Source organism: Phyllobacterium sp. RCAM01083 (assembly GCF_055685835.1).
The window spans coordinates 392,936-415,169 of sequence record NZ_JBVFZN010000004.1; the positions used below are offsets into that span (position 1 = coordinate 392,936).

The window sequence follows — 22,234 nt, forward strand, 5'->3', positions numbered from 1 at the left end:
ACAAGGCAAACACCTGGCCGTCGATGAGGATCGTCGGTTTGGACCCGACGATCCTCACGGGCCGGAAGCGTCAGATCAAATGGCTCAGATCAAGATCGACGTGACTATGGTCGAAATGATCGAGAGTATTTGATACGGACTGAGTCGTCGTTGTGGGATCGGTGTGAACCACTGCAGCCGAGATATCGCCACCGCGTGCAATATTGCCATTACCGCCATTGCCGCCGACGCCGGCGAGAATAGTGGCATGCTGATCTGCGAAGAATTGAGTGTTCTGGGTAGCAGTCGTTGCTGCAGAAACTGCTGCTATGTCACCACCACTGCCGTTCGTCTCGCTCCCGTTCGAGGTGGAAGCGCCACCAGCGCCGCCAGCGCCATTGTTCGTGATGGAGGAAAGGGTTCCGTTCTCAGCTTCCGCTGAGCCACCGTGGCCACCAGGCCCCGCACCCCAATCTGCAGTTTGCCAAACGTGATCGCCATTGTGCAGATCCGTATCTGCGCCATATACCGTCTGTGAATTGGCGACATATGCACTGGGATTGTAATTGATATCTCCGTAGCTGTAGCCGTCGCCGCCGTTACCGGCACTTGCGTCGCCTGCGTTGGAATGATTGAGCTGGATCGTGTCAGATAATTGTGGAACAGGCATAACTTTACTCCCTTTACAGTCTGTGTTTCTCCCACGTCCTGGTGCCCAGCGATGTCATCGCCAAGCAAGATAATCGCCCGAGAACAGTGCTCGCCATTTACATTGCGAGCTAGCTAGATATTCGGAGACGTTCTTTTGGGGAGGGTACGGCTGCACAAGGGGGCGAATCGCCAAAACATCCAACCGGCTATAGCCGCGCGCTGTTGCGCGACCCGTTAAGGCAATGCCGGCCCTACTGACATTTCATTACATTCGAGAGGGAAATGGGTGGAAGTTGGCTTGCGAGGGGGCACGCAGATCCGCAGCCATATCCGGTGGATCACGTGCTCACACATGAATGAACGAGAGAATGTCGTCTACCAGCGCTGAATGGGCATGCGAGATGTCGCCGCCATGACCACCGATGCCTGCCATTTGCAACGCATGCTGATCGTAAAGAACGTGATCAAGTTGTTGCGCATCGGCGGTGCCGCCGGCGGGTACAGCGATGTTGATCGGGTGGAAATATCCTATGTTCACATCCACCATACTCCCGTTCGAAAAGCCCGACCCGCCACTTCCCGATGAATGGTTGCCGGTGAAAATCGTATCGGAACTCAGATTGAAACCGCCGCCATTGCCTCCAATGCCCGCGATCTGAACGGCGCCCTGATCGAAGATTGCATTGTTGGTCTGATGGGCCTCAGCCGAGCCGCCTGCCGCACCGACCGCAATATTGATCGGCGAGAAAATGGCTACGTTCAGATCGATCATGCTACCGATGAAATAGCCGTTGCCGCCATGCCCCGCATACAGATCGCCGCTATAGGTGAGCGCAGTTCCAGACCCGCCCGGGGAATCATGGATTGTTGCATTGTGATCGCCGCCCGAGCCGCCGATCCCGCCAATCTGGGTGGTACCCTGCAGCATGGCCGAATTGTTCGATTGATCAGCAATCGCGTGTGAACCCGGCCCGCCGGCTACGGCAACATTGACCGGGACAAAGCTTCCGACATCCGAACTTACCATACCGCCGTAGAAAATCCCGTTGCCGCCACTGCCGGCATGATGGAGAGTGTCCCCACCGCCGCCGCTGAGTGCAGCGTTGCCGCTGCCCCCGTTCCCGCCCATGCCAGCCATTTCGGTGGAGTGCTGATACATCAAGGAATTGTTGCCCTGCTGTGCATCAACCACGGCGTGCGGACCAGCGATTGCGGCATTTGAAGGCGCGAAGATTGCCATAGGAGTGCTGCTTATGACGCCAATCGCGATGCCATCGCCGCCGCTGCCAGCCGAACTGCTCGGCATAACCTCCAGGGGAAGCCACGTTGGGACGAGCGCCAAGTGCCCCGAGGCGGAACCCGGAATCGCATTCTGGCTGGTGCTCGTGTTGAACACCCCTTCCGCTATGGGACGATTATCCGCCATCATCGTTACTCCACCCCAGTTGCAACCACCCGCCTCGCGAAGCTCTGCGGAACGCATGGTTCGACCAACCTCTATTGTGCAGTCAGATGAACAAAAAGAAGAGCCTGCAATTCATCTACAGCCATCCGGGCGTAGGGATAGCTATTTGGCCGTAGTCTTTTTCGGGCAAATTCACGTTGCATCTGCCTGTGAGAATTGTCCCGACAATCAGGATTTCGGCGGTTCTTAACGCAAGGAGACAGCCAAGTTGGCGCGTTTCGCTGCACGGTGCTTCGCCAAGCGCATTACTACGATGAGCTTGTAAGTTCCGGTCGCGCGCGCCTCATTGAGCTATCTACCTTCATCTCGATATAGGCTGCCGCCGTCCAGGAGAAACCCAATCCGCCACAACCTTCACCGGTCAAAGGGTCGAAATACTCGGCAAAGCCATTTGCTTCGATGGCTCTTACCGTGGAAAGACGCAATTTCTCGGCCATTGTATCTTTGCCGTTGCGTTGCAGACCATCAATCAGCAGCCAGTTGATGACCGCCCAGACCGGACCGCGCCAATAGCGCTTTGCCTCAAAACCGGAATAAGATGGTTGTGTCGATGGGAACAACACTTTCAGTCCATCAGACCAAGCGTTCATTTCAGCGATTACTGCTTCCAGCATGGTCTGTTCCAGATCAAGCGCCAGAAGCGGACAGAAACAGGCCTGCGTCGGCGCTTCAATATCAGTGCCTGAAATCAGATCACGCGAAACGAAGCGCCGCAGTTCCGGCCGCCATTGCGCCAGCAGCGCCTTGCGGGATCGAGCATTGACTGTCTCGAGCTCCTCCGCGTCGGCCTCCTGGCCAAATTCGCGGGCGAGTTCGAGCAGCGCTTCGCCGGATGCCAAAAGAATGGCCGTCGTCTGGATTTCTGCGACTTTGAAGGGAGCGGCTGCCCATTGCTCCGCGGGATTCCACCCGCACGTGGCGTAGGTATCGACCAGATGAATAAAGCGGCGATAATCCTCGTCATGCGGCCGCATGGCAGCATCCACATGGCCGGTATCCTTGCGAATGACTTCGGTCTTCGTCGTTGTGGGAACGCGGGCCAGCGCAATATCCCAGGCTGGTGAATTGTCGCTGCCACTTTCCCATGGGTGCAGCAGCGCGACCAGTCCCGTGCTCTCCGGATCGCGGGCTTCATACCACCAGCGGTGCCAGCGCAGCGCCGCATCATAGAGGAACCGGCTGTGTTCCCCAGCGCCCGTTTGTCCCTGACGTTTTGCAGCATCATGGACCTTTTTCAGCGCCATTCCGAAGACAGGAGGCTGGGTAATACCTGAAGTGGCAATGGCGTGGCGTGTGCGCCAGACATTCGGACCCGGAAAATATGTGTCACTTGGCGCGTGGAAAACGATATGCGGGATCATTCCATCGGCCCATTGGCCCTCGATCAACCGCTCAAGTTCACGATAGGCGCGCGGAACATCATAGGTCGCAAAACCCATTGCGACGAATGCGGAATCCCAGTTCCACTGGAATGGATAGAGCCGATCGGTCGGCACTGTGTAACCGCCGCGATCATTGGCGGCCAGAATTTGGCGCGCGTCTTCAAGATAATCAGTCATGGCTTCCCGTTCGAAGGTAGAGTTATGCAATGGGGTGATTGAGGGAAAGACCGGTTTCAGGCGAAAGCCATGTCAAACGGTCTGCATCGAGCTTGAGGCCAATCGCGTCACCGGCCCTGACTGTTTCGCTCGGCGGCAGGATCACGCGTACGGGCTGTTCCGCGACGGTACCCGTCAAGAGCAGATGCGAGCCCATTGGTTCAGCCACGCGCACGTCGAGGCGCAAACCTTCAGCAAGCGGAGCGATCGAAACATTTTCGCCGCGAAGACCAAGCACAATGTCGCTGCCTGAATGAGCCGGCACTGCATGGCTGGTATTGCCGAGCTTTACAGTGCCATTCGTGACTGGCAGCCGGATAAAATTCATCGGTGGGCTGCCCATGAAACCGCCGACGAAGCGGCTCGCCGGGTGGCTGTAAATATCGACAGGCGCGCCGACCTGCTCGATGCGGCCATTATACATGACGGCGATACGATCGGAGAGGCCCATGGCCTCGGTCTGGTCGTGGGTCACATAGATGGTCGTCGTTCCCGACGCCTGCAGAACGGCTTTCAATTCCGTGCGCATTTCAAGACGAAGCAGAGCATCGAGGTTTGAAAGCGGCTCGTCCATCAGCAGCACTTTCGGCTCGACTGCCAGCGCGCGGGCAACAGCTACGCGCTGGCGCTGGCCGCCGGAAAGCTTGTTCGGATAGCGATCAAGGTAGGGTTCGATATGCAGGAGTGCTGCAGCCTTGCCGACCTGTCTTTTCACCCGCTGTTCATCGGCTCTTTGCATGCGCAGACCGAAGGCTACATTCTCGAACACTGTCATATGGGGGAAGACCGCATAGTTCTGGAAAACCATGGCCAGACCACGATCCTTTGGTGCCAGCCCAGTGATGGGAGTGCCGCCAATCAAAAGTTTGCCGGATGTTTCGGTTTCGAGCCCGGCAATGATCCTCAGCAATGTTGTTTTGCCGCAACCCGACGGTCCCAACAGAGAAACAAACTCGCCGTCGCGTATTTCGAGCGATATTTCCTTCAACGCCTCGAATGTACCAAAGGTCTTTTTAATGCGATCAATGACGATATTGGCCACGATGGTCGCTCCCTTATTTGCTGGAAATACCCCATATTGCGAACAGGTAGCGCCGGACCGCGAATATGAAGATGACGGAGGGAAGGATAAGCAGCAGGCCACCGGCAAAGCGGTAGTGCAGCGGGCTTTCAGCGAGAACAGTCAGAAGATAGGCCGTCAGTGTACGATGCCGGACTGTCAAAACGGAGGCGGCAAAGACCTCGTTCCAGGAAATGACGAAGGCGAAGACCGCCGTTGCGGCAAGTCCCGGCAGCGCCAGCGGTGCAACAATACGGAAAAAGGCCTGGGGACGCGAACAACCGAACACCCATGCAGCCTCTTCGAGTTCTCGTGGTACACCCATGAAAATGCCCTGCGTGACGAGAGCGGCAAAGGGCAGAGCCAAAACCGTGTGCACCAGCCCGACACCGATGATGGTGTCGTAAAGGCCGATCCGAATGAAGGACACGGTCAAGGGCAGGGCTAGGATGGCGAGTGGAAAAGCCCGGGTCAGAAGCACGAGCAGACGAAAGCTGTCCTTGCCCTTGAAATTGTAGCGAGCGAGCGCATAACCGGCAGGCGCTCCGATCAGAACGGACAGGACAACGGTGACCGCCGCCGCGCCAAGCGAGTTCACGAAAGCGCCGGCCACGCCTTCGGTTTTCAAAAAGAGTAGAAACGGCTCGAAAGAAACACCGGCCGGGAAAACGGTTTTCGGCCATTGATAGACCCCGCCTCGCCCGCCAAACGCGCCGAGTGCTACCAGGTAGATCGGGACGAGAACCCAGGCACAAAGCACCGCGATGCCGCTCCAAAGAAGAACAGACCGGGCCGAACCAAAGCTTGACGGTTGGGAGCTGGTGCTCATGGCAGGCGCTCCGGATCAACCTTGACGGCTTTGAGATACACAAACGTGGCAGCCAGCGAGATGATCATGATCAGCACCGCATAGGCTGCGGCTACGCCATAATTCTGGTTCTGGTTTTGCCAGGTATAGGCTTCGCCAACAAGCACAGGCATGTTGCTTCCGCCCAATGCATAGACCACCGCGAAAACCTCGAAGGCGAGAACTGTCCTGAGGATCAGTGCGGATTGAAGAGCAGGTTTGATCAACGGCAATGTGATGCGGAAAAACCGCGTCCAGCGGCCCGCGCCGAAGACTTCCGCCGCTTCGCCAAATTCCTTTGGTACCTGATTGAGACCTGCCACAATGATGACCATGACAATAGCGGTGCCACGCCAGATTTCAGCGACAGCAATAGCAAAAAACAAGGCTATTGGCGTCTGATAGGACAGCCAGTTGGCCGGCCTCTCCATGAGACCAAGAGTGAACAGCATGCTGTTCAGATAGCCACTGTTCTGCAGGATCGCCAACCAGACGAGGCCCGCCGCGAGATCGGAGATGCCAAGTGGAATTGTCCATATCCAGAGAATGGTTTCGCGGCCGGCGCCAACTTTGGCGACCATGGAACCCATTGCCAGGGCAATCATGATCTGGATCGGTAAAACCGCAAGTGTCAGCAGGAACGTATTGCGGATGGCCGAGCGAAAGTTCAAATCCCCCGCCATGGTTTGCAGATTGGCGAGGGAGGGCATGCCGCCTTCGGAAATCGCGAGCCAGATTGTCTGGACGAGCGGCAAAAGAAAGAGCAGCGCGAGAAAGATCACGCAGGGCGCGATCAGCATATAGGGAATCCAGGACTTGTCGTTCTGCATGATCAACGTCTCGGGGAGTGTGCGCGTCCAATGATATTATTCGACAGGACAGGAACCTTGGCTTGGTGCATCCGGTGCCCAGCAAGGGGCGCCCGTATCACCGATCAGTTTGCTCAGGCTCGCGGCTTGCTGGCTCAAGACATCGGTTACCGGTTCCCCGCGAATGACGATCCGCTGGAATGCATCCATATAGACTTTGTTGAACTCGCCGCCGCGATCCCCAAGACCCACCGGCAACAGTGAAATGACAGCATCCGGTGCCTGCTGCGTTGCCTGCACGCCAGCGGCCAGCATGGCAATGCCCGGTTCAATATCCACCGGAAGTTTTGCGTCGACCGTTGGAAAGAAGCCAACATTCCTTGCCGTGAGAATTTGCGTTTCCGGTTTGACCAAATGTTCGATGACGCCTTTGGCTCCGGTTTCATCAGGTGCCCCTTGCGGGATTGCCAAGCCAGCCACGACAGGCATGTAGCCGCGCCCCTTCGGGCCAGCCGGAGCAGGGAAGATCACATACTGGTCCGGCTGTGATGCGACGGCTTCTTTCAGCCGGGCGATGTGATCCCAGGCAACCCATACTTCATCGGCAAGCAAGGGCTCCTGCATAAAATTGTAGTTGGTGGAATTTGGGTTGACGACAGCCCAGAGCTTTTTGAAGCTTTCCCATCCCTTGGCCGCATCCGCGGATTTGAATGGGCGAACAACACCGCCCGTAAAGGACGGATAGAAATATCCTTGGAAATAGCGCGCCATCAGACCTTTGGGTCCAGCGGGAAAGCCGATACGCGGTTGCCCGGTCTCGGATTGCATCTTCTGACCCCATTCAATGAGCTGATCATAGGTCAGTTTGTTGATGTCAGCCCCCGCAGGCAAATACTGGAGTGCCTGTTTGTTGGCCGCCATCACATAGGTGGCCTGCATCCATGGGATATATTGCTGTTTGTCTTTACCGAGTTTTCCAAGATCAAGAAGTGCCTTTGGCATGCCCTTGTCGGCAAGTTGCTTAGCCAGATCGTCAAGCGGCACAAAGCCGCCCTTCGATGCAATGGGGGACAACTCGCCGTGAAGTGCGCCGACAAGACTGATTGTATGTTTTCCCGCCTGGCGCTCGGCTTCCATGCGCACGGCAAATTGTGGCGGTTCTTCAACGACATACTCCACGGGGGCGGCCAGACCCTTCAGGATCACATTGCGCACGGCTGTTGCCTCTTCAATGGGACGCAGCTGGGTTGATAGGAAAACTGTTTCGGCCTTGGCGACGGTAGTAGTCAAAAAGCCAGAGGCCGCGAGCAGCCCGATGAGCAGGGATCGTTTCATTGCTTCTCCTCCATTATTATTCGTGAATGCCTGCGTCATTGTCGGCCAGCCGTTGCGACCGGCAATGACTGACACGCGGTATGAATTCGACGGGGTGTATTTCCTGGAGGGATTCCGGCGCCTCGCCATCGATGGCACGCAACAGCAGAGAAGCGATGCGAACGCCAATGTCTTCGCCGGTCACGCGCATGGTCGAAAGTGGCGGATCCGTAAAAGCACTCATAGGCAAGTCGTCATGTCCAGTAATACAAACGGTGTTGCCGCCCGCAACTTCACGCAATGCCCGCAATGCGCCGACCGCCATTTCATCGGTTGCGCAAAGAATGGCTGTGGGTTTGACGGGACCGCTCATCAGCGCCTTCGCAGCGGCATATCCGCCATGCTCAGTGGGTTCGCCTTCAGCCATGAGTTCCGATGCAAGCCCGGCCCGGCGAAGGGCATCCTCCCACCCCAAACGCCGGTGATGGGCGAAGGAAAATTCCTGTGGCCCCGCCACATGCCCGATATGCGTATGGCCATCGGCAATAAAACGCAGTGTGGCATCCCGAAAGCCCGAGAAGCCGTCACCGTCAAGAAACGCATGCGGTTTCGCCGATTCCGTCCGGCCGTGCGTAACAAACGGGACACCCCGTGACTGAAGCAATTCCACGCGCTCGTCATGGCGCCTGGTACGTACAAGCAGCATGGCATCGACCCGCTGTCCGTCGACGAAGCGCCGACACATTTCGAGTTCACTCTGCCCGCGCGGGACGGGTGCAATGACAAGGTTGAGGCCTGAAATGGCCAGATGCTCCGCACATGCGGAAAGGATATCGAGGAAATGCGGTGGTCCGATATGACCGGGGGCAGTTGGAAGCGTGACTGCGACAAGTTCAGCGCGTTGCCGCCGCAGACGCCGCGCTGAAGCATTCGGCTGATATCCCGTTTTGGCCACAGCTTCGAGCACGCGCGCCTTTGTCTTGGCCGAGACGTCAGAATAACCGTCAAGCGCCCGCGATACCGTGGTGATGGATAGGCCGAGCGATTGCGCAAGTTGTTTCAGATTGGACATGCCCCCTCCCAGAAGTGTGCGGTATAGTTTTCCAAAACGTTTTGGATGTCAATTATCAATGCAAAAAATGAAGAACGGGCCTGATTTTGGGTCGTAGGGCTGAGAGGAACAATGTGCTGAAACCCGCGCTAGCGGCCTCGATGTGACAGAGAGGAAATCGGCAACATCATCGCGACAGAAAAGGCGCCCGCTCTCGACGTTAAATCAGCGGCTTTTATGATAGACTCGGAAGTGATTTCATTTCCGAAACAAATATCTCATGCGGGAAAACCAGTCCGAAGTGGATTTTCTGCTACAAGCTGTTGAGTGGTGAAATTAAGCACAACCATGGGGGGATTTCATGCCGACGCTTTATTCCATCAAACCAGCTTTTCAGAACCTGCTCCGCCCCTTGGCCACTGGACTCGTTTCCACTGGCGCCACCGCAAATCAGGTGACCATAGCCGCAACAATCATCTCGGTTGTAGCGGGTGCGTTGATTGCGCTTTTCCCCCAGAATGCGTTGCTTTTCTGGCTGTTGCCGTTGGTGCTTTTTGTCCGCATGGCACTCAATGCCATTGATGGAATGATGGCTCGTGAATTCGAACAGGCATCGAAACTCGGCGCGTATCTGAACGAGCTTGGCGATATCGTTTCGGATGTGGCCTTGATCCTTCCATTCGCATTTGTTGCACCGTTTGCCACTGCAGGGGTGGTTGCCTTTGCCGTCACAGCGATGATTGCCGAATATGCCGGCGTGCTCGGTGTCATGACCGGCGGCGGGCGTGGTTATGACGGGCCGTTCGGAAAGAGCGACCGCGCATTGGCCCTCGGCATCATTGCCGCGCTTATCGGTAGTGGCATCATCCTGCCCTCATGGTTCGGCTGGGTTTTCCCCCTCATGGCCGTGCTATCCGTTGTCACCGCCGTGAATCGTGTTCGTGCGGGCCTACGCCGCGCCAATTCCTGAAAATCAATTCTGCTTCCGGAGCAAGCTTATGTCGACAGATCCATCCTCCAATCCTGCGGCATTAGATGCAGTAGAGGAAAGTACCTTTCTCACCGACGACGGGACCGAACTTTTCTATCGGAAATGGCCGGCCAGGTCGGGAAAGCCGAGGGGTGCAATTATTCTTCTGCATCGTGGTCACGAACATGGTGGACGCGTTGCACATCTGGTTGAGGAACTTGGCCTTGGTGATTTCACATTCTATGCCTGGGATGCCCGCGGCCATGGCCGTTCACCGGGCGAACGCGGCTATTCCCCCTCTTTTGCAGCGTCGGTGCACGATCTCGACAGTTTCGTAAAGCACATATGTAAAACCGGCGGTTTTGCCATTGAGGACATTGCGGTTATCGCCCAGTCGGTGGGTGCCGTGCTCGCGGCAACGTGGGTCCATGACTATGCGCCGCGTATCCGGGCGCTTGTGCTGGCTTCTCCGGCTTTCAGTGTGAAACTCTATGTTCCATTCGCACGTGAAGGCATCTGGCTCTGGCAGAAACTGAAAGGACGATTCTTCGTCAATTCCTACGTCAAGGCCAAGTTTCTGACCCATGATCCCGCGCGCATCGCGTCGTTCGACAATGACCCGTTGGTCACGCGGGCCATCGCATCGAATATACTGCTCGATCTTTATACGAACGCTGAGCGGGTGGTTGCGGATGCCCGCGCGATCATCGTACCGACGCAGTTGCTTATCTCCGGCAGTGACTGGGTGGTCCGGCACGGGCCACAGCATCGCTTCTATGAAAATCTGGCCCATCCCCTCAAAGAACGCCACGTGCTCAAGGGATTTTACCATGACACTCTCGGCGAGAAGGAGCGTGCAATTGCCGTGGCACATGCACGCCGGTTCATTCTTGCATGCTTCGACAGAGAACCGGAGCCGCTGGATGTAACGAACGCCCATCAAACGGGCTTTACCCGCGATGAACAGGACAGGCTGTCATCCCCGCACGACCTGCTTTCCTTGAAAGGTCTCTATTGGGCGATCTACCGCTCGTCCATCCGCTTCAGTGCATTGTTCTCGAAGGGACTGAAAACAGGAGTCGAGACCGGTTTCGACTCCGGCTCAACCCTCGACTATGTCTATGAGAACGAACCGAGAGGAATGGGACCGGGCGGCAGGCTCATCGACAAGCAATTCCTGAATGCGATCGGCTGGCGGGGCATTCGTCAGCGCAAGCTGCATCTGCAAGAGCTTATCGGCTTCGCCCTGACAAGACTGCAGGATGCCGGCCGCACGACACATATTCTCGATATCGCCGCCGGTCATGGCCGTTATGTCCTCGATGCGATTGGCAAATCCGCAGTCAAGCCGGCAAGTGTCCGGCTGCAGGACTATGCGCCGATCAATGTCGATGCCGGACGCAAATCCATCGCCGAGAGAGGCATCCAGGATATAGCGAGCTTTCATCAGGCGGATGCTTTCGATGCCGAACAACTGGCTGCAATCCAACCCGCGCCCGATCTTGCGATTGTATCCGGCCTTTACGAACTCTTTCCCGACAACGCGCTTATCAAGCGCTCGCTTGGCGGGCTTGCAACGTCGATGCAATCCGGCAGCCTGCTGATCTACACCAACCAGCCGTGGCATCCGCAACTGGAAATGATTGCACGTGCGCTCACCTCGCACCGTGGCGGCGAAGCATGGGTCATGCGCCGCCGGACGCAGGCTGAAATGGATCAGCTGGTTGCGGCAGCGGGTTTCAGGAAGATCGACCAGCTTGTCGATGAATGGGGCATATTCACTGTTTCCATCGCTGAGCGCACATGACCGAAAACACCGTCGCACCGATTGGACAATGGCGCTTGAACCGGGCCGTCGCGAAACGTGCACTGATCTGGCTCATCTGCCTCGCACCATTGTTCTACGCGACCTATGGGACAGCCAATTGGCTTGCCTCGCAGCGGGAGAACGTTCCAAATATTACCTTTACCTGGGAACAAGCCATTCCCTTCATTGCCTGGACCATTTTCCCCTATTGGTCGATCAACCTGTTCTACGGACTTTCCTTGTTCTTTAACGATACAACCGCTGAGGTCGATCGCCTGGCGAAACGCTACCTGACCGCACAGATCATCGCGGTTACCTGCTTCATCGCGTTTCCCCTGACCGTCATCTTCCACAAGCCGCCGACCAGCGGCGCATCAGGCTTCCTGTTCGATATGCTGGGTGGCTTCGACAAGCCCTTCAACCAGGCGCCCTCCCTGCATATCGCTCTCCTGGTGATTATCTGGACGCATTGGCGCGTTCGTCTGTCGGGTATTGTTCTTTGGATCTGGCATCTCTGGTGTGCATTGATCGGCATTTCCGTTCTCACGACCTATCAGCATCATTTTATCGACATCCCCACCGGTCTGCTTTTGGGTCTTTTTGCTCTTTGGCTCTTCCCGGCACACATGCCCTCACCCGTGGCCGCATTCCGCTTGACCGATGATGCCAAGGCACGGCGCATTGGCACGTTTTACGCGATGGCCGGTTTGATCTTCTTGCTTGCGACAATCATCGAAATGCCGACATCGGCGGCATTCCTGTTTTTCCTGTGGCCGGCGCTGGGCCTCCTGCTCGTATCAATCGGCTATTTCGGTGCGGGCCCCGCCGTCTTTCAGAAGTGCGCTGACGGCACGCTTTCCCTGGCCAGCACATGGCTGCTGGCCCCTTGCCGCCTTGGTGCCATTGTCAACAGCCGCATCTGGACACGCCAGCTCCCGCCGTCTGTTGCGATCGGCAAGAACGTGCATTTGGGGCGGCTGCCGCGGGTATCTGAACTGTCGAAATTCATGACCGTGATTGACCTGACCGCCGAACTGGCAAAGCCTTCCGGCGTGGAGATTGCATGGCTGTCATTCCCGGTGCTTGATCTCGTTTCGCCTCAACACGACGAATTGCGCAACGCGGCCGACGCTATCGAACGTGCCCGGCGCAAGGGACCCGTTCTCGTTTGCTGTGCACTTGGATTCCAGCGCAGTGCGGCAGCAATTGCCGTTTGGCTTTTGCAGTATGGCGATGTCAAAACCGCAGCCGAAGCAATCAGGGTAATCAAAGCCGGAGGCAGGCGCATTCATCTGGCAGAAGACATGGTATCTTTTGCGCAAGAGGTGAAACAACCGTGAATGAACAGGCCTCTGCACTCGCCGACCGATTGCACGCCAAGGTAACGGCCATCGCGTCATGGCTGTAACAAACTGCCTCTTGTTGAAACTGCATCTTGCTTTTGCATTTTTTCTTGTTCTATTCGCTGTAATTACAACCTATGGGTTGTGGGGGCGCATATGAACGCAAGAGAAACGTTAAGGCGAATTTCCGCCATGGTGCTGGCCGGATTGGCTCGCGGCATTACGGGCGTGCGCCCGATCTGGCAGGGATGCGCGCCTTCGGACGGGCAGCGCATTTTCTTTGCGAACCATTGCAGTCATGGCGATTTTATTCTGCTTTCCTCCAGCCTGCCGCCACGCGAGCGACAGCGCACACGTGCCGTTGCAGGCGCCGATTATTGGAAGCGCAATAAATTGCGGAACATTCTCGCCAAGGACTTGCTGAACACCGTGCTGGTTGACCGCAATTGGGTCGAGCGTTCGGAGGATCCAATGGTCGTCATGCTCGATGCATTGCAGGAAGGAAGCTCACTCATTGTCTTTCCCGAAGGCACCCGCAATATGACCGAGGAACCGTTGCTGCGCTTCCGCTCCGGTCTCTACAATCTTGCTGTGGCCCGGCCGGATGTGGAGCTTATTCCCTGCTGGATCGAGAATATGTCACGCGTCCTGCCGAAGGGCACCTTCCTGCCAGTTCCCCTCCTGTGCCGCGTTGTCTTTGGCTCGCCAATCGCACTTGAACCAAATGAAGACCGGAAAGAGTTTCTTCAAAGGGCGCGCCAATCTCTGCTCGATCTTTCGCCGGAACATCAGAAAGCGCTCAATCATGGCTGAAACGGTCTGGCTCTTTCTCGGCCTGCTCGGCGTGCTCACGCTCGCCAGCGCCATTGCAACAATGCTGACCTGGAAAAGCCGGCGCACGGCGGAGGTCTTGCCATCAACGCTCGTGAACCTCAATTCACGCATAAAGGCGTGGTGGATCATGATCGGCGGCATTTCCGTCGCTTTTCTCTTCGGTAAAAACGGCGTCATTTTCCTGTTCGCTTTTGTCTCCTTTGCTTCGCTGCGCGAATATGTGACCCTTACCCATACGCGGCGCGGCGATCATCGTATTCTCATCGGCATGTTCCTCGTCATCATTCCTATCCAATATTACCTTCTCTGGATTGAATGGTATGGGCTCTATTCCATCTTTGTGCCGGTCTACTGCTTCCTTGCCATGCCGGCCTTGACGGCAATTTCGGGCGATACGGAGCGCTTTCTCGAGCGCGTCAGCGAACAGCAATGGGGCATCATGCTGTCGGTCTATTGCATCAGCCATGTCCCTGCCCTGCTCACGCTTTCCATCCCCGGCTTTCAGAGCAAGGGATTGCTTTTGATCGCATTCCTGATCGCGACCGTTCAGGGAAGTGATGTGCTGCAATATGTGTTCGGCAAGCTTTTCGGCAAACACAAGGTTGCACCGAAAATCTCCCCCTCCAAAACCTGGGAAGGTCTGATCGGCGGCATTGTCAGCGCATCATTGCTCGGCGCAGCGCTGACGTGGTTGACACCCTTCAGCGTCCTGCAAGCCGGGCTCATGGCGGGACTTGCCTGCATCATGGGATTTTTCGGCGGGCTGGTTGCTTCGGCAATCAAGCGCGACCGCGGCGTCAAGGATTGGGGCCACATGATCGAGGGGCACGGCGGCATGCTCGACCGGGCGGACAGCTTGATTTTCGCCGCACCGGTCTTCTTTCACATCGTTCGCTATTTCTGGGCAGCCTGAAGTAAACCCGCTGGCACGAGATCGTGCAGCAAATGGCCGGATCGCTGATAGCTTCGCCGGTGGGGGTTGGAACTCGACCATAACCATTTAGCCCAACTGCACCCAATTTATGCCTTCGAGCACATAGGGCGCGAACAGGAAGTCGCGGATCTCGATAATCCGGCTATCCGACCAGCCGATCAGGACAAAATGCGCAGGTCTGTCCATCGGGCCAGTTTTGTCGAAGACGAGCATGGCCGGCTGCCCTTCAACCGCACCGAAGACGAACCGCCATTTCGTCTCTTCCGCATAGCGCGTGAAATAAAGGCCAATCTTGTCACGCCCTTTCCATTCGAGCCGGTTCACCAGATCGAGCTTGACGTCATCGGCGAGCATGGCACGGATTGCATCGAAATCACCGCTTCGAAACAGATGGACGTAAGCCGTGATCTTCCGCCGGTCCGGATCGGACATCAGCGGTAGCCGGGTGTCTTCGGGCGCCTGCGCGAGTTGCCGCAGCGCTACGCGCCCGCGCTGCAGCGCCGATTTGGCCGCGGCCGGTGTGCTGCCGGCGATCGCAGCGATCTCTTCGACCGAGTGGCCAAGGACGTCCTTGAGAATCACGGCGCAGCGCTGAAGTTCGGGCAGTCGCAGAAACGTTTGAAAGCCGACCGCGACGATATCAGCCTCGGGCATCGTCGCATCTTCCAGATCTTCTGTGAGCGAAACAACGTTGCTCCGGGAGCGTTGGCGCAGGAAATCCAAACTCGTATTGTGGGCGATACGGAACAGCCAGGCTTCGAGATTTTCGACAATAGTACCTTCCCCACGCGCCCTCAGGGCTTTGATCAGAGTATCTTGCAGCACATCCTCACCATCCACACTCGAACCGGTCATGCGCGCGCAGTAGCGGTGAAGCCGTGGCCGCAGCGCTTTCAGTCGATCCTCGAATTCGTCCGTATTCATGTGTCGAGACCTATAGTGCTTCCACTCTGTTCCGCCAGGGATTGGATACCAATATCACGGCTGGGTTCAAACCTCTCTGTTGTCAAAGAGGAACATTTGAACGCCCGAGTCATCCGGCGCAAAAATCCGGCGATCCTCCCCGGCTGCCCGTCCCTCCGCGCTTGCAAACGCCCTTTCGATCGCTGCAAGGTCGTCGAAATACAAGGTTCCAATCCGATGGATATCAGGGGTTCCCAGCGGTGTCGCGATGGGACCGTCGCTGACCTCGTATTTCCGGAGACCCGGAATCTTCTTGGCGAGAGGCACGTGGATATCGAAGTAATGTCGATCAAATGCCTCTACGTCCTTCGGTGTCCGGTAAATCACGACCATCCGGGCCATTGCGGTTCTCCTTTGTAAATTGTGTGGCACAAACTTACTTGTGTGTTCACCCTCACCGGACTTCGCTCAACACCGCCGAGCCCATGACCGAGTCCAAGCTCGCCAACTCGATGATCTTCGGGAAATAGGCTTGCATGTGCGGATCGCTGCGCATCGCCTCGACGGCTGCCGGGTTCTCCCACTCGGAGTAAATAACGACGCCGGCGCCGTCCTTTGCCGCGATCAGCCGGGTTGTTTTCCATCCGGGGAGCATGCGGACCACCGTATCGATGTTCTGCTTCAAGAGCGCTATCAGCGCCTCCTGCTTCCCGGGTTTGACCTTCAGCAGATTGATCAAAATGACGGATTCTTCGGACATGGCATATCTCCTTCTGTTTCAGATATACCAAGGACGACCCAAAGGATTAAAACGGATCGCGGCGCAGAAGATTTTTCGATTATCTGTCGAAGGAGCGTGCCCTGCCGAGTTTTGTAACGCCAGTTGCAATGACCCGACAAAGCCAGGCATCGTTGACACAGAGCATCCAGATACCACGCGCAACCATCATTTCTTTCAGGTCACGCAGCCTCATAGAACGCTTCACTCACTATCCGCGATGTGACCGCCTCGGTACCCACGATCACGAGCAGCGGATCGCCGTTATGCGCGCGCACGGCCCGTCGGCAGTTCCACGGCGCGGTTGACGCCGAGACGGCGCCAATCATTTGCTGCGAACCCAACAGTTCAAAGCCAATATGCTTATCGCGAATTTCTGCCTATCGATTTTTGGCGTCTGGAACCTGCTTGAGATATTGGTGAATGGCTTGAACCACGACTGATCCTTCCCCTACCCCTGACGCCACCCGTTTTACCGATCCCGCCCGAACATCGCCAACGGCGAATACGCCAGGAGCCGAGGTTTCAAAGGGAGAGCCGCTGGTCAAAACCCCGGCCATGAGTCCAGTCTCAATAAACCCGGACTTGTCCAGCTTAACACAGCCATTGAGCCATTCCGTGTTTGGGGCAGCTCCAATCATCATAAAGATATTCGAGATATTTTTGGTTTCGCTCTGTCCAGTCATACGATTGGTCCAGGTCACCGTGTTCAGGTATCTGTCACCGTCGATAGCGGTGATTTCAGTATGCGCGTGCAGTGAGATGCGCTGTGATTTTTCGATGCGTTGAATCAGATAGTCCGACATTGTCTCCTTCAGACCCGGCCCCCGGACCAGAATGTGCAGGTGTTTGACCCATTGCGACAGAAACATCGCCGCCTGACCGGCCGAATTGCCGCCGCCGACAACAATGACCTCCTGTTCCCGGCACAACTGCGCTTCCATTGCCGTGGCCGCGTAGTGAATGCCCTGTCCTTCAAACCGCTCGTAGTTCAACAGGTCCGGCTTGCGGTAACGGGCTCCGGTGGCTACGACCATTGCCCGCGCGGAGACGGTTTGTCCGTCATCGAGCAGGACGCGGTAAGGCGACCTGTCGCAATCGACGGAGACAGCCATGCGGGAAATCGCCAGGCGCGCCCCGAACTTCTGGGCCTGAACCTGTGCACGGCCCGCTAGAGCCTGCCCGGATATACCAGTCGGGAATCCGAGATAATTCTCGATCTTCGAGCTTGTTCCTGCTTGCCCGCCTGGGGCCACCCCTTCGATCACGATCGTTTTCAATCCTTCCGATGCGGCGTAGACTGCCGAGGCGAGGCCGGCCGGTCCAGCACCGACAACCATGACGTCGTAGACTTCGGCCGGATCAATGATTTCTGTCAGCCCCAGCACATCCGCCAGTTGGCCCGTTGTCGGATTCTGCAGGACCGCTTTCCCTGGCGGAACGATAACAGGCAGCGACAAGGCACAGATTTTCAACGCAGTGACCATTTCCTTCGCTTCGGGATCGACGTCGGAATCGACCAATCGGTGGGGATAACCGTTACGCGTTAGAAAGCGCTGCAATCTCAACGTGTCAGCAGCGTGGCTCGGCCCTATCAACACAACGCCTGCCTGACCGTGTTTGATAAAGCCGACGCGGCGCAGAATAAGTGCGCGGGTAATGATTTCACCGATATCCGGCTCCGCCGACATCATCCGCAGGAACGAATCCCGCTCAACGCGGATAAGATGCGAATCCTCAGCTGCCCTCGCCGTCACCAAATTCTCCCGACTATTGAAGAGGTCGAGTTCTCCGGTGAATTCCCGCTTTCCCTGCAGAGCCAGGACCCGGCTTGAGCCATCGCCGCCGAGATCAAGTATCTCAATGGAGCCAGACTTTATCAGGAAGAAATCCGTCTGGCGTTCGCCGCGACTGAACAGAACCGTGCCCTTGGTGACTGAGGTCTCGGATCCGAACGCGGAAACGCGGTCCATCATGCCCTTATCGAGCTGCGGAAAAGTTTGTGTCCTGCGGGCGTAGGGGTCGCTCGCATCGGCCGAGACGTTATCGCTCAATTCCACCTGGTTCATTCCGGCGCACTCTCACTTGTGGTCCGATTCTGACATTTGCATTACCTTGATACAAGCCATACAGGCAAATGTCAGATCAGGTGAACCTCGACAGTGTCGCCAAGCAGACATCCTTACCTCTCTTCGAAGAAGCGCTCTACATCGTTGGCCCGTCCGGGCAGTTCACGCCCGATGCGGAAGTGACAGTGGAACATGCCCTCGGCCTGCCGCTGATCCTGCCCACACGTCGCCACGGGATCCGCATACTTCTTGAACGTCAGGCTCTGATGTCCGGACGGAAACTTAACATCGTGCGCGAAATCGAAGGTGTGGCGAGCACGAAGGCGGCAATTCGCGCGGGTCTCGGACTGACGATCCTCGGGCGCGGTGCGGTCTATCCCGAGCAAGAAAACGGAACTCTGTCCGCCATCGCTCTCACACGCCCTGGTCTCACCCACCGCCTCGTTCTCGACATGCCGGCCGACCATCCGCCGACGCGGGCCGTCATCGAGGTGCAAAAAATTCTGCTTGCGGTTGTCGGAAAGCTCGGTGCTGATGGTCATTGGAGTTGCCTCTCACCGACGCTGTCCGCAACCCGGTAGGTATACTGCCGTAGACATCTGAAGCAATATTGGATCTGTGCGTTCAATTCCTTCAGATCTATTTTTGCGCTTCTGTTGCCATTCGAATAGCCAGGCCAGCCAAAACAGTTCCCATAAGATAGCGCTGTACCGTCATCCAAAATGGACGATTGGCAAGAAATGCTGCGATCGAACCAGCAGTAACGGCGATCATGGCATTGACAGTCAAGCTTATGGCAATTTGCGTAAAACCGAAGCTGATTGACTGCAAGAACACGCTTCCAAGCTCCGGCTTTACGAACTGCGGCAAGAGAGACAGATACAGAACCGCCGCCTTGGGATTAAGGAGATTGGTTACAAAACCCATGACAAACAGTTTCTGTGATGTGTCCTTTGGCAGTTCTCGGACAACGAATGCCGAGCGTCCACCCGGTTTGAGGGCGTTCCAAGCAAGCCAACCGAGATAAATTGCTCCGCCAAATTTCAAAACCTCGTAGGCAAACGGCACCGCAAATACGAGTGCCGTAATGCCAAGGGCAGCGGAAAGCATGTAAAAAACAAATCCCAGCGCTACACCCCCAAGGGAAATCAATCCCGCTTTCGGGCCCTGGCAGATTGAACGGGATATGAGGTAAATCATATTGGGGCCAGGGGTACAAACCATACCAAAGGCAATTAATCCGAATGCAAGCAGACTCGTTACTTCAGGCATCTGTCACCTTTTGAGACTGTACGCTGCTACCCATGTTTTGAGAGTGCTCACTACCGCTGCAGCCGCATACGCTGCAAGCATTCAATTGTCTGCATGACAAGTTTACGCGCTGGAAATAGGGCAAGGGCTATGGGTAAACCTTGCCCTGTGAATAGTGACTGGAAAGGCGGTTGTTTAGAACAACCACCCCACTTGTCTGCCGGACGTTCAGCATATATATTAGACAAATGTCTGATAATTCGTCCCGACCATCTTCACCGCCACATATCCCGATGGATGCGCTAAGCGAAGTCCTGCAGGACTTTCGCTTGAGTGGCGTCAATTATGGCCGCTGCGAGCTCCGGCATCCATGGAGCATCGCCTTTCCGCAACAACAGCTGCTTCGTTTTCACTTTGTCAGCCAGGGTCCGTGCTGGATCCATACCGACGTACAGGGCTGGCAGGAGTTGCGCGATGGCGACCTGGTGCTGCTGCCGCAAGGCATCGCCCATCGGCTGGCCAGCGCGCCGGACGTCGTGGGCGACTCGCTCAAGGGTTGCCACGTGACCAAGCTGGGAAGCAACGTCAGCGAAGTGGTGCGGGAGGGAACGGGGGCAACCAGCACCCTTTTCTGCGGCTCCATGGCCCTGGGTGCCTGTGCGCTCAACCCCTTGATCACTTTGATGCCGCCGATCATCAAGGGCTGCGACGTAGCCGGCAACGACCCGATCGTCGGCCCCTTGCTTGCGGCAATGACGGTCGAGGCCGCACAGCCGCAAATGGGCAGCGCCACCATCCTGTCGCGGATGGCGGACCTGCTGACCGCCCGGCTCATCCGCTGCTGGGTCAATTGCACCGGAGCCCCGACCACCGGCTGGCTCGCCGCCATCCGCGACCCCCATATCGGCCGCGTCCTGGCGGCCATGCACCGGGACCCCGGCCATAACTGGACCCTCGAAAGCCTCGCCGCCCTGGCAGGGCAATCGCGCTCGATTTTCGCCGAGCGTTTCAGCGCTGTTTTGGGGGAAGGCGCGGCACGCTATCTCGCCCGTCTTCGTATGCAACTTGCCCGCGAATTGTTGGGGCAAAACGGCATGTCGGTTGCCGAGGTCGCGACTCGTTTGGGCTATGAGTCCGAGGCGTCCTTCGCACGCGCGTTCAAGCGTATCACCAGCGTCTCGCCGGGTGTTGTGCGCCGCACCATTTCCGGACGAACGGACATGCATTTCGGATTTTAGGATACATATCATCCGAAAGGACTCGTTTATGAAGATCTCCAAACCTTGGAGATACTTCAATGACAGACACAACATTACAGCTTGAAGGCACCGCAATAGATCTTGATGCCGCTCCGCCGGTCGCGTGGAGCCCGGCCACCTGGTTCGCGGTTCTTTCAATGGCGGCCGCCAGCTTTGCGCTGGTGTCAGCCGAATTTCTGCCGGCAGGCCTGTTGACGCCGATGGCGCGCGATCTCGGTATCAGCGAGGGAACGGCCGGACAGGTCGTCACTGCCACCGCTTCCGTCGGCGCCGTCACGGCCATGTTGAGCAATGTTCTCATCGGCCGATTGAACCGCAAGACGGTGCTGGTTGGTCTCAGCGCCTTGGCAATCGGTTCCAATATTCTTGCGGCGGTCGCGACCGATTTCTGGCTATTATTGCTGGGCCGGGCCGGGCTGGGCATCGCCCTCAGCGCTTTCTGGGCACTTTCCGTTGCCGTCGTAGCGCGGCTGGTTGGCGCCAACGCCACGGGCCGGGGCATGGCTATCGTCACTCTCGGCGTCTCGCTCGCCACCATTGCCGCACCGTCGATGGGTGCATTGATCAGCGACTGGGTGGGCTGGCGCAGCGCCATGGCCATGACAGCGGGGCTGGCCGCGGTTGCTATGGTGTTGCAATTTCTCAGCCTGCCGACCCTGCCTGCCACCACGAGCAACAGTCTCGCCGACGTCTTTCGGCTGACACGGCGGCGTGGCATTCAACTCGGCATGCTGGCTATCCTTTTGCTCATGACCGGGCATTTTGCCGGCTCGGTCTATGTGCGCCCCTTCCTCGAACAGGTCACGCACCTTGGGACCGGGCCGATTGCCCTGGCGCTGCTCGGGTTTGGTATCGCCGCCGTGATCGGCAACGTTGTTGGTGGCCGCATGGCCGACGCCAATATCCACACGGCTCTCATGGCTACCGCCGCCTTGATGGGGCTTGCAGCGCTCGCTTTGGTACTGTGGGGCGTGCACATTGGCGTTGCCTTCGGTTTCGTCACCTTGTGGGGGCTCGCCTTCGGCATGGCGCCCGTGGTGCTGCCGACCAACCTGTCCCGTGCCGCGCCTGACGCTCTGGAAGCAGCAGGCAGCCTGATGGTCACCTCTTTCCAGGTCGCTATCACGATTGGCGCGGTGGTCGGCGGCTATGTGGTGGACACCTATGGCGCTACGGGGCCCCTGACCCTGACCGCCATCCTTGCAGTGTCGACAGTCATTCTGGCACTGCTACAGCCCCGCAGCTAATCTTTGTTGCTGAGCGCGGTTGATAGAGCAACCAGAAGTCATAACAAGGTTGCAATGGTTGCAGG

Annotated in this window: 21 protein-coding genes; 8 read left to right on the forward strand and 13 right to left on the reverse strand. The window is 57.1% G+C overall.

Translation table 11 applies throughout. The annotated features are described in order from the left end of the window. Window positions 1–70 precede the first annotated feature (70 nt). From ACZ25R_RS05970 to ACZ25R_RS06005, 8 genes are all read right to left on the reverse strand, one after another. On the reverse strand, window positions 71–649 hold the full coding sequence (locus tag ACZ25R_RS05970) for a PE-PGRS family protein (RefSeq protein WP_464663572.1): 579 nt from the start codon (window positions 647–649) through the stop codon (window positions 71–73). Window positions 650–976: 327 nt separating this feature from the next. Continuing rightward, window positions 977–2,056 (reverse strand): hypothetical protein, encoded by a 1,080-nt coding sequence (locus ACZ25R_RS05975; RefSeq protein ID WP_472460530.1) that lies wholly within the window; start codon window positions 2,054–2,056, stop codon window positions 977–979. Between the two features lie 287 nt (window positions 2,057–2,343). Further along, window positions 2,344–3,654: an MGH1-like glycoside hydrolase domain-containing protein gene (locus ACZ25R_RS05980; RefSeq protein ID WP_472460401.1), complete on the reverse strand. Its 1,311-nt coding sequence runs from the start codon at window positions 3,652–3,654 to the stop codon at window positions 2,344–2,346. Between the two features lie 22 nt (window positions 3,655–3,676). Then, on the reverse strand, window positions 3,677–4,735 hold the full coding sequence (locus tag ACZ25R_RS05985; protein WP_464663567.1) for an ABC transporter ATP-binding protein: 1,059 nt from the start codon (window positions 4,733–4,735) through the stop codon (window positions 3,677–3,679). Window positions 4,736–4,748: 13 nt separating this feature from the next. Then, the gene (locus tag ACZ25R_RS05990) at window positions 4,749–5,582 is read right to left on the reverse strand and encodes a carbohydrate ABC transporter permease (RefSeq protein ID WP_472460402.1); all 834 of its coding nucleotides are present in this window, start codon (window positions 5,580–5,582) and stop codon (window positions 4,749–4,751) included. Next, window positions 5,579–6,430, reverse strand: coding sequence for a carbohydrate ABC transporter permease (locus ACZ25R_RS05995; RefSeq protein WP_472460403.1), 852 nt, complete (start codon window positions 6,428–6,430; stop codon window positions 5,579–5,581). Before ACZ25R_RS05995 ends, ACZ25R_RS05990 begins: the two co-directional genes overlap by 4 nt. 36 nt (window positions 6,431–6,466) lie before the next feature. After that, on the reverse strand, window positions 6,467–7,744 hold the full coding sequence (locus ACZ25R_RS06000; protein ID WP_472460404.1) for an ABC transporter substrate-binding protein: 1,278 nt from the start codon (window positions 7,742–7,744) through the stop codon (window positions 6,467–6,469). Between the two features lie 16 nt (window positions 7,745–7,760). Continuing rightward, complete coding sequence (locus ACZ25R_RS06005) at window positions 7,761–8,795, reverse strand: LacI family DNA-binding transcriptional regulator (RefSeq protein ID WP_472460405.1); 1,035 nt, start codon at window positions 8,793–8,795, stop codon at window positions 7,761–7,763. Between the two features lie 340 nt (window positions 8,796–9,135). On the opposite strand from ACZ25R_RS06005, the gene ACZ25R_RS06010 reads away from it, so the two are divergent. From ACZ25R_RS06010 to ACZ25R_RS06030, 5 genes are all read left to right on the forward strand, one after another. Continuing rightward, entirely contained in the window at window positions 9,136–9,744 is a 609-nt protein-coding gene (locus ACZ25R_RS06010) for a CDP-alcohol phosphatidyltransferase family protein (RefSeq protein ID WP_472460406.1), read from the forward strand. 28 nt (window positions 9,745–9,772) lie between these two features. After that, window positions 9,773–11,551: a bifunctional alpha/beta hydrolase/class I SAM-dependent methyltransferase gene (locus ACZ25R_RS06015; protein ID WP_472460407.1), complete on the forward strand. Its 1,779-nt coding sequence runs from the start codon at window positions 9,773–9,775 to the stop codon at window positions 11,549–11,551. After that, complete coding sequence (locus ACZ25R_RS06020) at window positions 11,548–12,891, forward strand: phosphatase PAP2/dual specificity phosphatase family protein (RefSeq protein ID WP_472460408.1); 1,344 nt, start codon at window positions 11,548–11,550, stop codon at window positions 12,889–12,891. Before ACZ25R_RS06015 ends, ACZ25R_RS06020 begins: the two co-directional genes overlap by 4 nt. 159 nt (window positions 12,892–13,050) lie before the next feature. Next, a complete protein-coding gene (locus tag ACZ25R_RS06025; protein ID WP_472460409.1) occupies window positions 13,051–13,707 on the forward strand; it encodes a lysophospholipid acyltransferase family protein in 657 nt (218 codons plus the stop codon). Next, entirely contained in the window at window positions 13,700–14,641 is a 942-nt protein-coding gene (locus tag ACZ25R_RS06030) for a phosphatidate cytidylyltransferase (protein ID WP_472460410.1), read from the forward strand. Before ACZ25R_RS06025 ends, ACZ25R_RS06030 begins: the two co-directional genes overlap by 8 nt. Before the next feature lie 87 nt (window positions 14,642–14,728). Here the strand turns inward: ACZ25R_RS06030 and ACZ25R_RS06035 are convergent, their stop codons facing one another. The 4 genes from ACZ25R_RS06035 to ACZ25R_RS06050 all read right to left on the reverse strand — a co-directional run bounded on the left by ACZ25R_RS06035 (window position 14,729) and on the right by ACZ25R_RS06050 (window position 18,412). After that, the gene (locus ACZ25R_RS06035) at window positions 14,729–15,586 is read right to left on the reverse strand and encodes a sigma-70 family RNA polymerase sigma factor (protein ID WP_472460411.1); all 858 of its coding nucleotides are present in this window, start codon (window positions 15,584–15,586) and stop codon (window positions 14,729–14,731) included. A 66-nt stretch (window positions 15,587–15,652) separates the two neighbouring features. Further along, the gene (locus ACZ25R_RS06040; RefSeq protein ID WP_223614489.1) at window positions 15,653–15,967 is read right to left on the reverse strand and encodes an EthD family reductase; all 315 of its coding nucleotides are present in this window, start codon (window positions 15,965–15,967) and stop codon (window positions 15,653–15,655) included. A 52-nt stretch (window positions 15,968–16,019) separates the two neighbouring features. After that, window positions 16,020–16,325, reverse strand: coding sequence for a putative quinol monooxygenase (locus ACZ25R_RS06045; protein WP_472460412.1), 306 nt, complete (start codon window positions 16,323–16,325; stop codon window positions 16,020–16,022). Between the two features lie 398 nt (window positions 16,326–16,723). Beyond that, window positions 16,724–18,412, reverse strand: a complete 1,689-nt coding sequence (locus ACZ25R_RS06050; RefSeq protein WP_472460413.1) for an FAD-dependent oxidoreductase — start codon at window positions 18,410–18,412, stop codon at window positions 16,724–16,726. A gap of 68 nt (window positions 18,413–18,480) precedes the next feature. On the opposite strand from ACZ25R_RS06050, the gene ACZ25R_RS06055 reads away from it, so the two are divergent. Continuing rightward, a complete protein-coding gene (locus tag ACZ25R_RS06055; protein WP_472460414.1) occupies window positions 18,481–18,993 on the forward strand; it encodes a LysR substrate-binding domain-containing protein in 513 nt (170 codons plus the stop codon). A 58-nt stretch (window positions 18,994–19,051) separates the two neighbouring features. Here the strand turns inward: ACZ25R_RS06055 and ACZ25R_RS06060 are convergent, their stop codons facing one another. Further along, window positions 19,052–19,684 carry a LysE family translocator gene (locus ACZ25R_RS06060; protein ID WP_472460415.1) on the reverse strand — a complete coding sequence of 211 codons (633 nt, stop codon included), beginning with the start codon at window positions 19,682–19,684 and terminating at the stop codon, window positions 19,052–19,054. A 227-nt stretch (window positions 19,685–19,911) separates the two neighbouring features. Here ACZ25R_RS06060 and ACZ25R_RS06065 point away from each other — a divergent pair, with 227 nt between their 5' ends. Next, a complete protein-coding gene (locus tag ACZ25R_RS06065) occupies window positions 19,912–20,901 on the forward strand; it encodes a cupin domain-containing protein (protein ID WP_472460416.1) in 990 nt (329 codons plus the stop codon). Between the two features lie 59 nt (window positions 20,902–20,960). Further along, entirely contained in the window at window positions 20,961–22,169 is a 1,209-nt protein-coding gene (locus ACZ25R_RS06070) for an MFS transporter (protein WP_472460417.1), read from the forward strand. The last annotated feature ends 65 nt before the right edge of the window (window positions 22,170–22,234 follow it).

Bases quoted from the DNA above. Each gene is read 5' to 3' on its own strand.
- ACZ25R_RS05970 (WP_464663572.1), bottom strand. From the start codon at position 649: ATGCCTGTTCCACAATTATCTGACACGATCCAGCTCAATCATTCCAAC.
- ACZ25R_RS05975 (WP_472460530.1), bottom strand. From the start codon at position 2,056: ATGGCGGATAATCGTCCCATAGCGGAAGGGGTGTTCAACACGAGCACC.
- ACZ25R_RS05980 (WP_472460401.1), bottom strand. From the start codon at position 3,654: ATGACTGATTATCTTGAAGACGCGCGCCAAATTCTGGCCGCCAATGAT.
- ACZ25R_RS05990 (WP_472460402.1), bottom strand. From the start codon at position 5,582: ATGAGCACCAGCTCCCAACCGTCAAGCTTTGGTTCGGCCCGGTCTGTT.
- ACZ25R_RS05995 (WP_472460403.1), bottom strand. From the start codon at position 6,430: ATGCAGAACGACAAGTCCTGGATTCCCTATATGCTGATCGCGCCCTGC.
- ACZ25R_RS06000 (WP_472460404.1), bottom strand. From the start codon at position 7,744: ATGAAACGATCCCTGCTCATCGGGCTGCTCGCGGCCTCTGGCTTTTTG.
- ACZ25R_RS06005 (WP_472460405.1), bottom strand. From the start codon at position 8,795: ATGTCCAATCTGAAACAACTTGCGCAATCGCTCGGCCTATCCATCACC.
- ACZ25R_RS06010 (WP_472460406.1), top strand. From the start codon at position 9,136: ATGCCGACGCTTTATTCCATCAAACCAGCTTTTCAGAACCTGCTCCGC.
- ACZ25R_RS06015 (WP_472460407.1), top strand. From the start codon at position 9,773: ATGTCGACAGATCCATCCTCCAATCCTGCGGCATTAGATGCAGTAGAG.
- ACZ25R_RS06020 (WP_472460408.1), top strand. From the start codon at position 11,548: ATGACCGAAAACACCGTCGCACCGATTGGACAATGGCGCTTGAACCGG.
- ACZ25R_RS06025 (WP_472460409.1), top strand. From the start codon at position 13,051: ATGAACGCAAGAGAAACGTTAAGGCGAATTTCCGCCATGGTGCTGGCC.
- ACZ25R_RS06030 (WP_472460410.1), top strand. From the start codon at position 13,700: ATGGCTGAAACGGTCTGGCTCTTTCTCGGCCTGCTCGGCGTGCTCACG.
- ACZ25R_RS06035 (WP_472460411.1), bottom strand. From the start codon at position 15,586: ATGAATACGGACGAATTCGAGGATCGACTGAAAGCGCTGCGGCCACGG.
- ACZ25R_RS06040 (WP_223614489.1), bottom strand. From the start codon at position 15,967: ATGGCCCGGATGGTCGTGATTTACCGGACACCGAAGGACGTAGAGGCA.
- ACZ25R_RS06045 (WP_472460412.1), bottom strand. From the start codon at position 16,325: ATGTCCGAAGAATCCGTCATTTTGATCAATCTGCTGAAGGTCAAACCC.
- ACZ25R_RS06050 (WP_472460413.1), bottom strand. From the start codon at position 18,412: ATGAACCAGGTGGAATTGAGCGATAACGTCTCGGCCGATGCGAGCGAC.
- ACZ25R_RS06055 (WP_472460414.1), top strand. From the start codon at position 18,481: ATGTCAGATCAGGTGAACCTCGACAGTGTCGCCAAGCAGACATCCTTA.
- ACZ25R_RS06060 (WP_472460415.1), bottom strand. From the start codon at position 19,684: ATGCCTGAAGTAACGAGTCTGCTTGCATTCGGATTAATTGCCTTTGGT.
- ACZ25R_RS06065 (WP_472460416.1), top strand. From the start codon at position 19,912: ATGTCTGATAATTCGTCCCGACCATCTTCACCGCCACATATCCCGATG.
- ACZ25R_RS06070 (WP_472460417.1), top strand. From the start codon at position 20,961: ATGACAGACACAACATTACAGCTTGAAGGCACCGCAATAGATCTTGAT.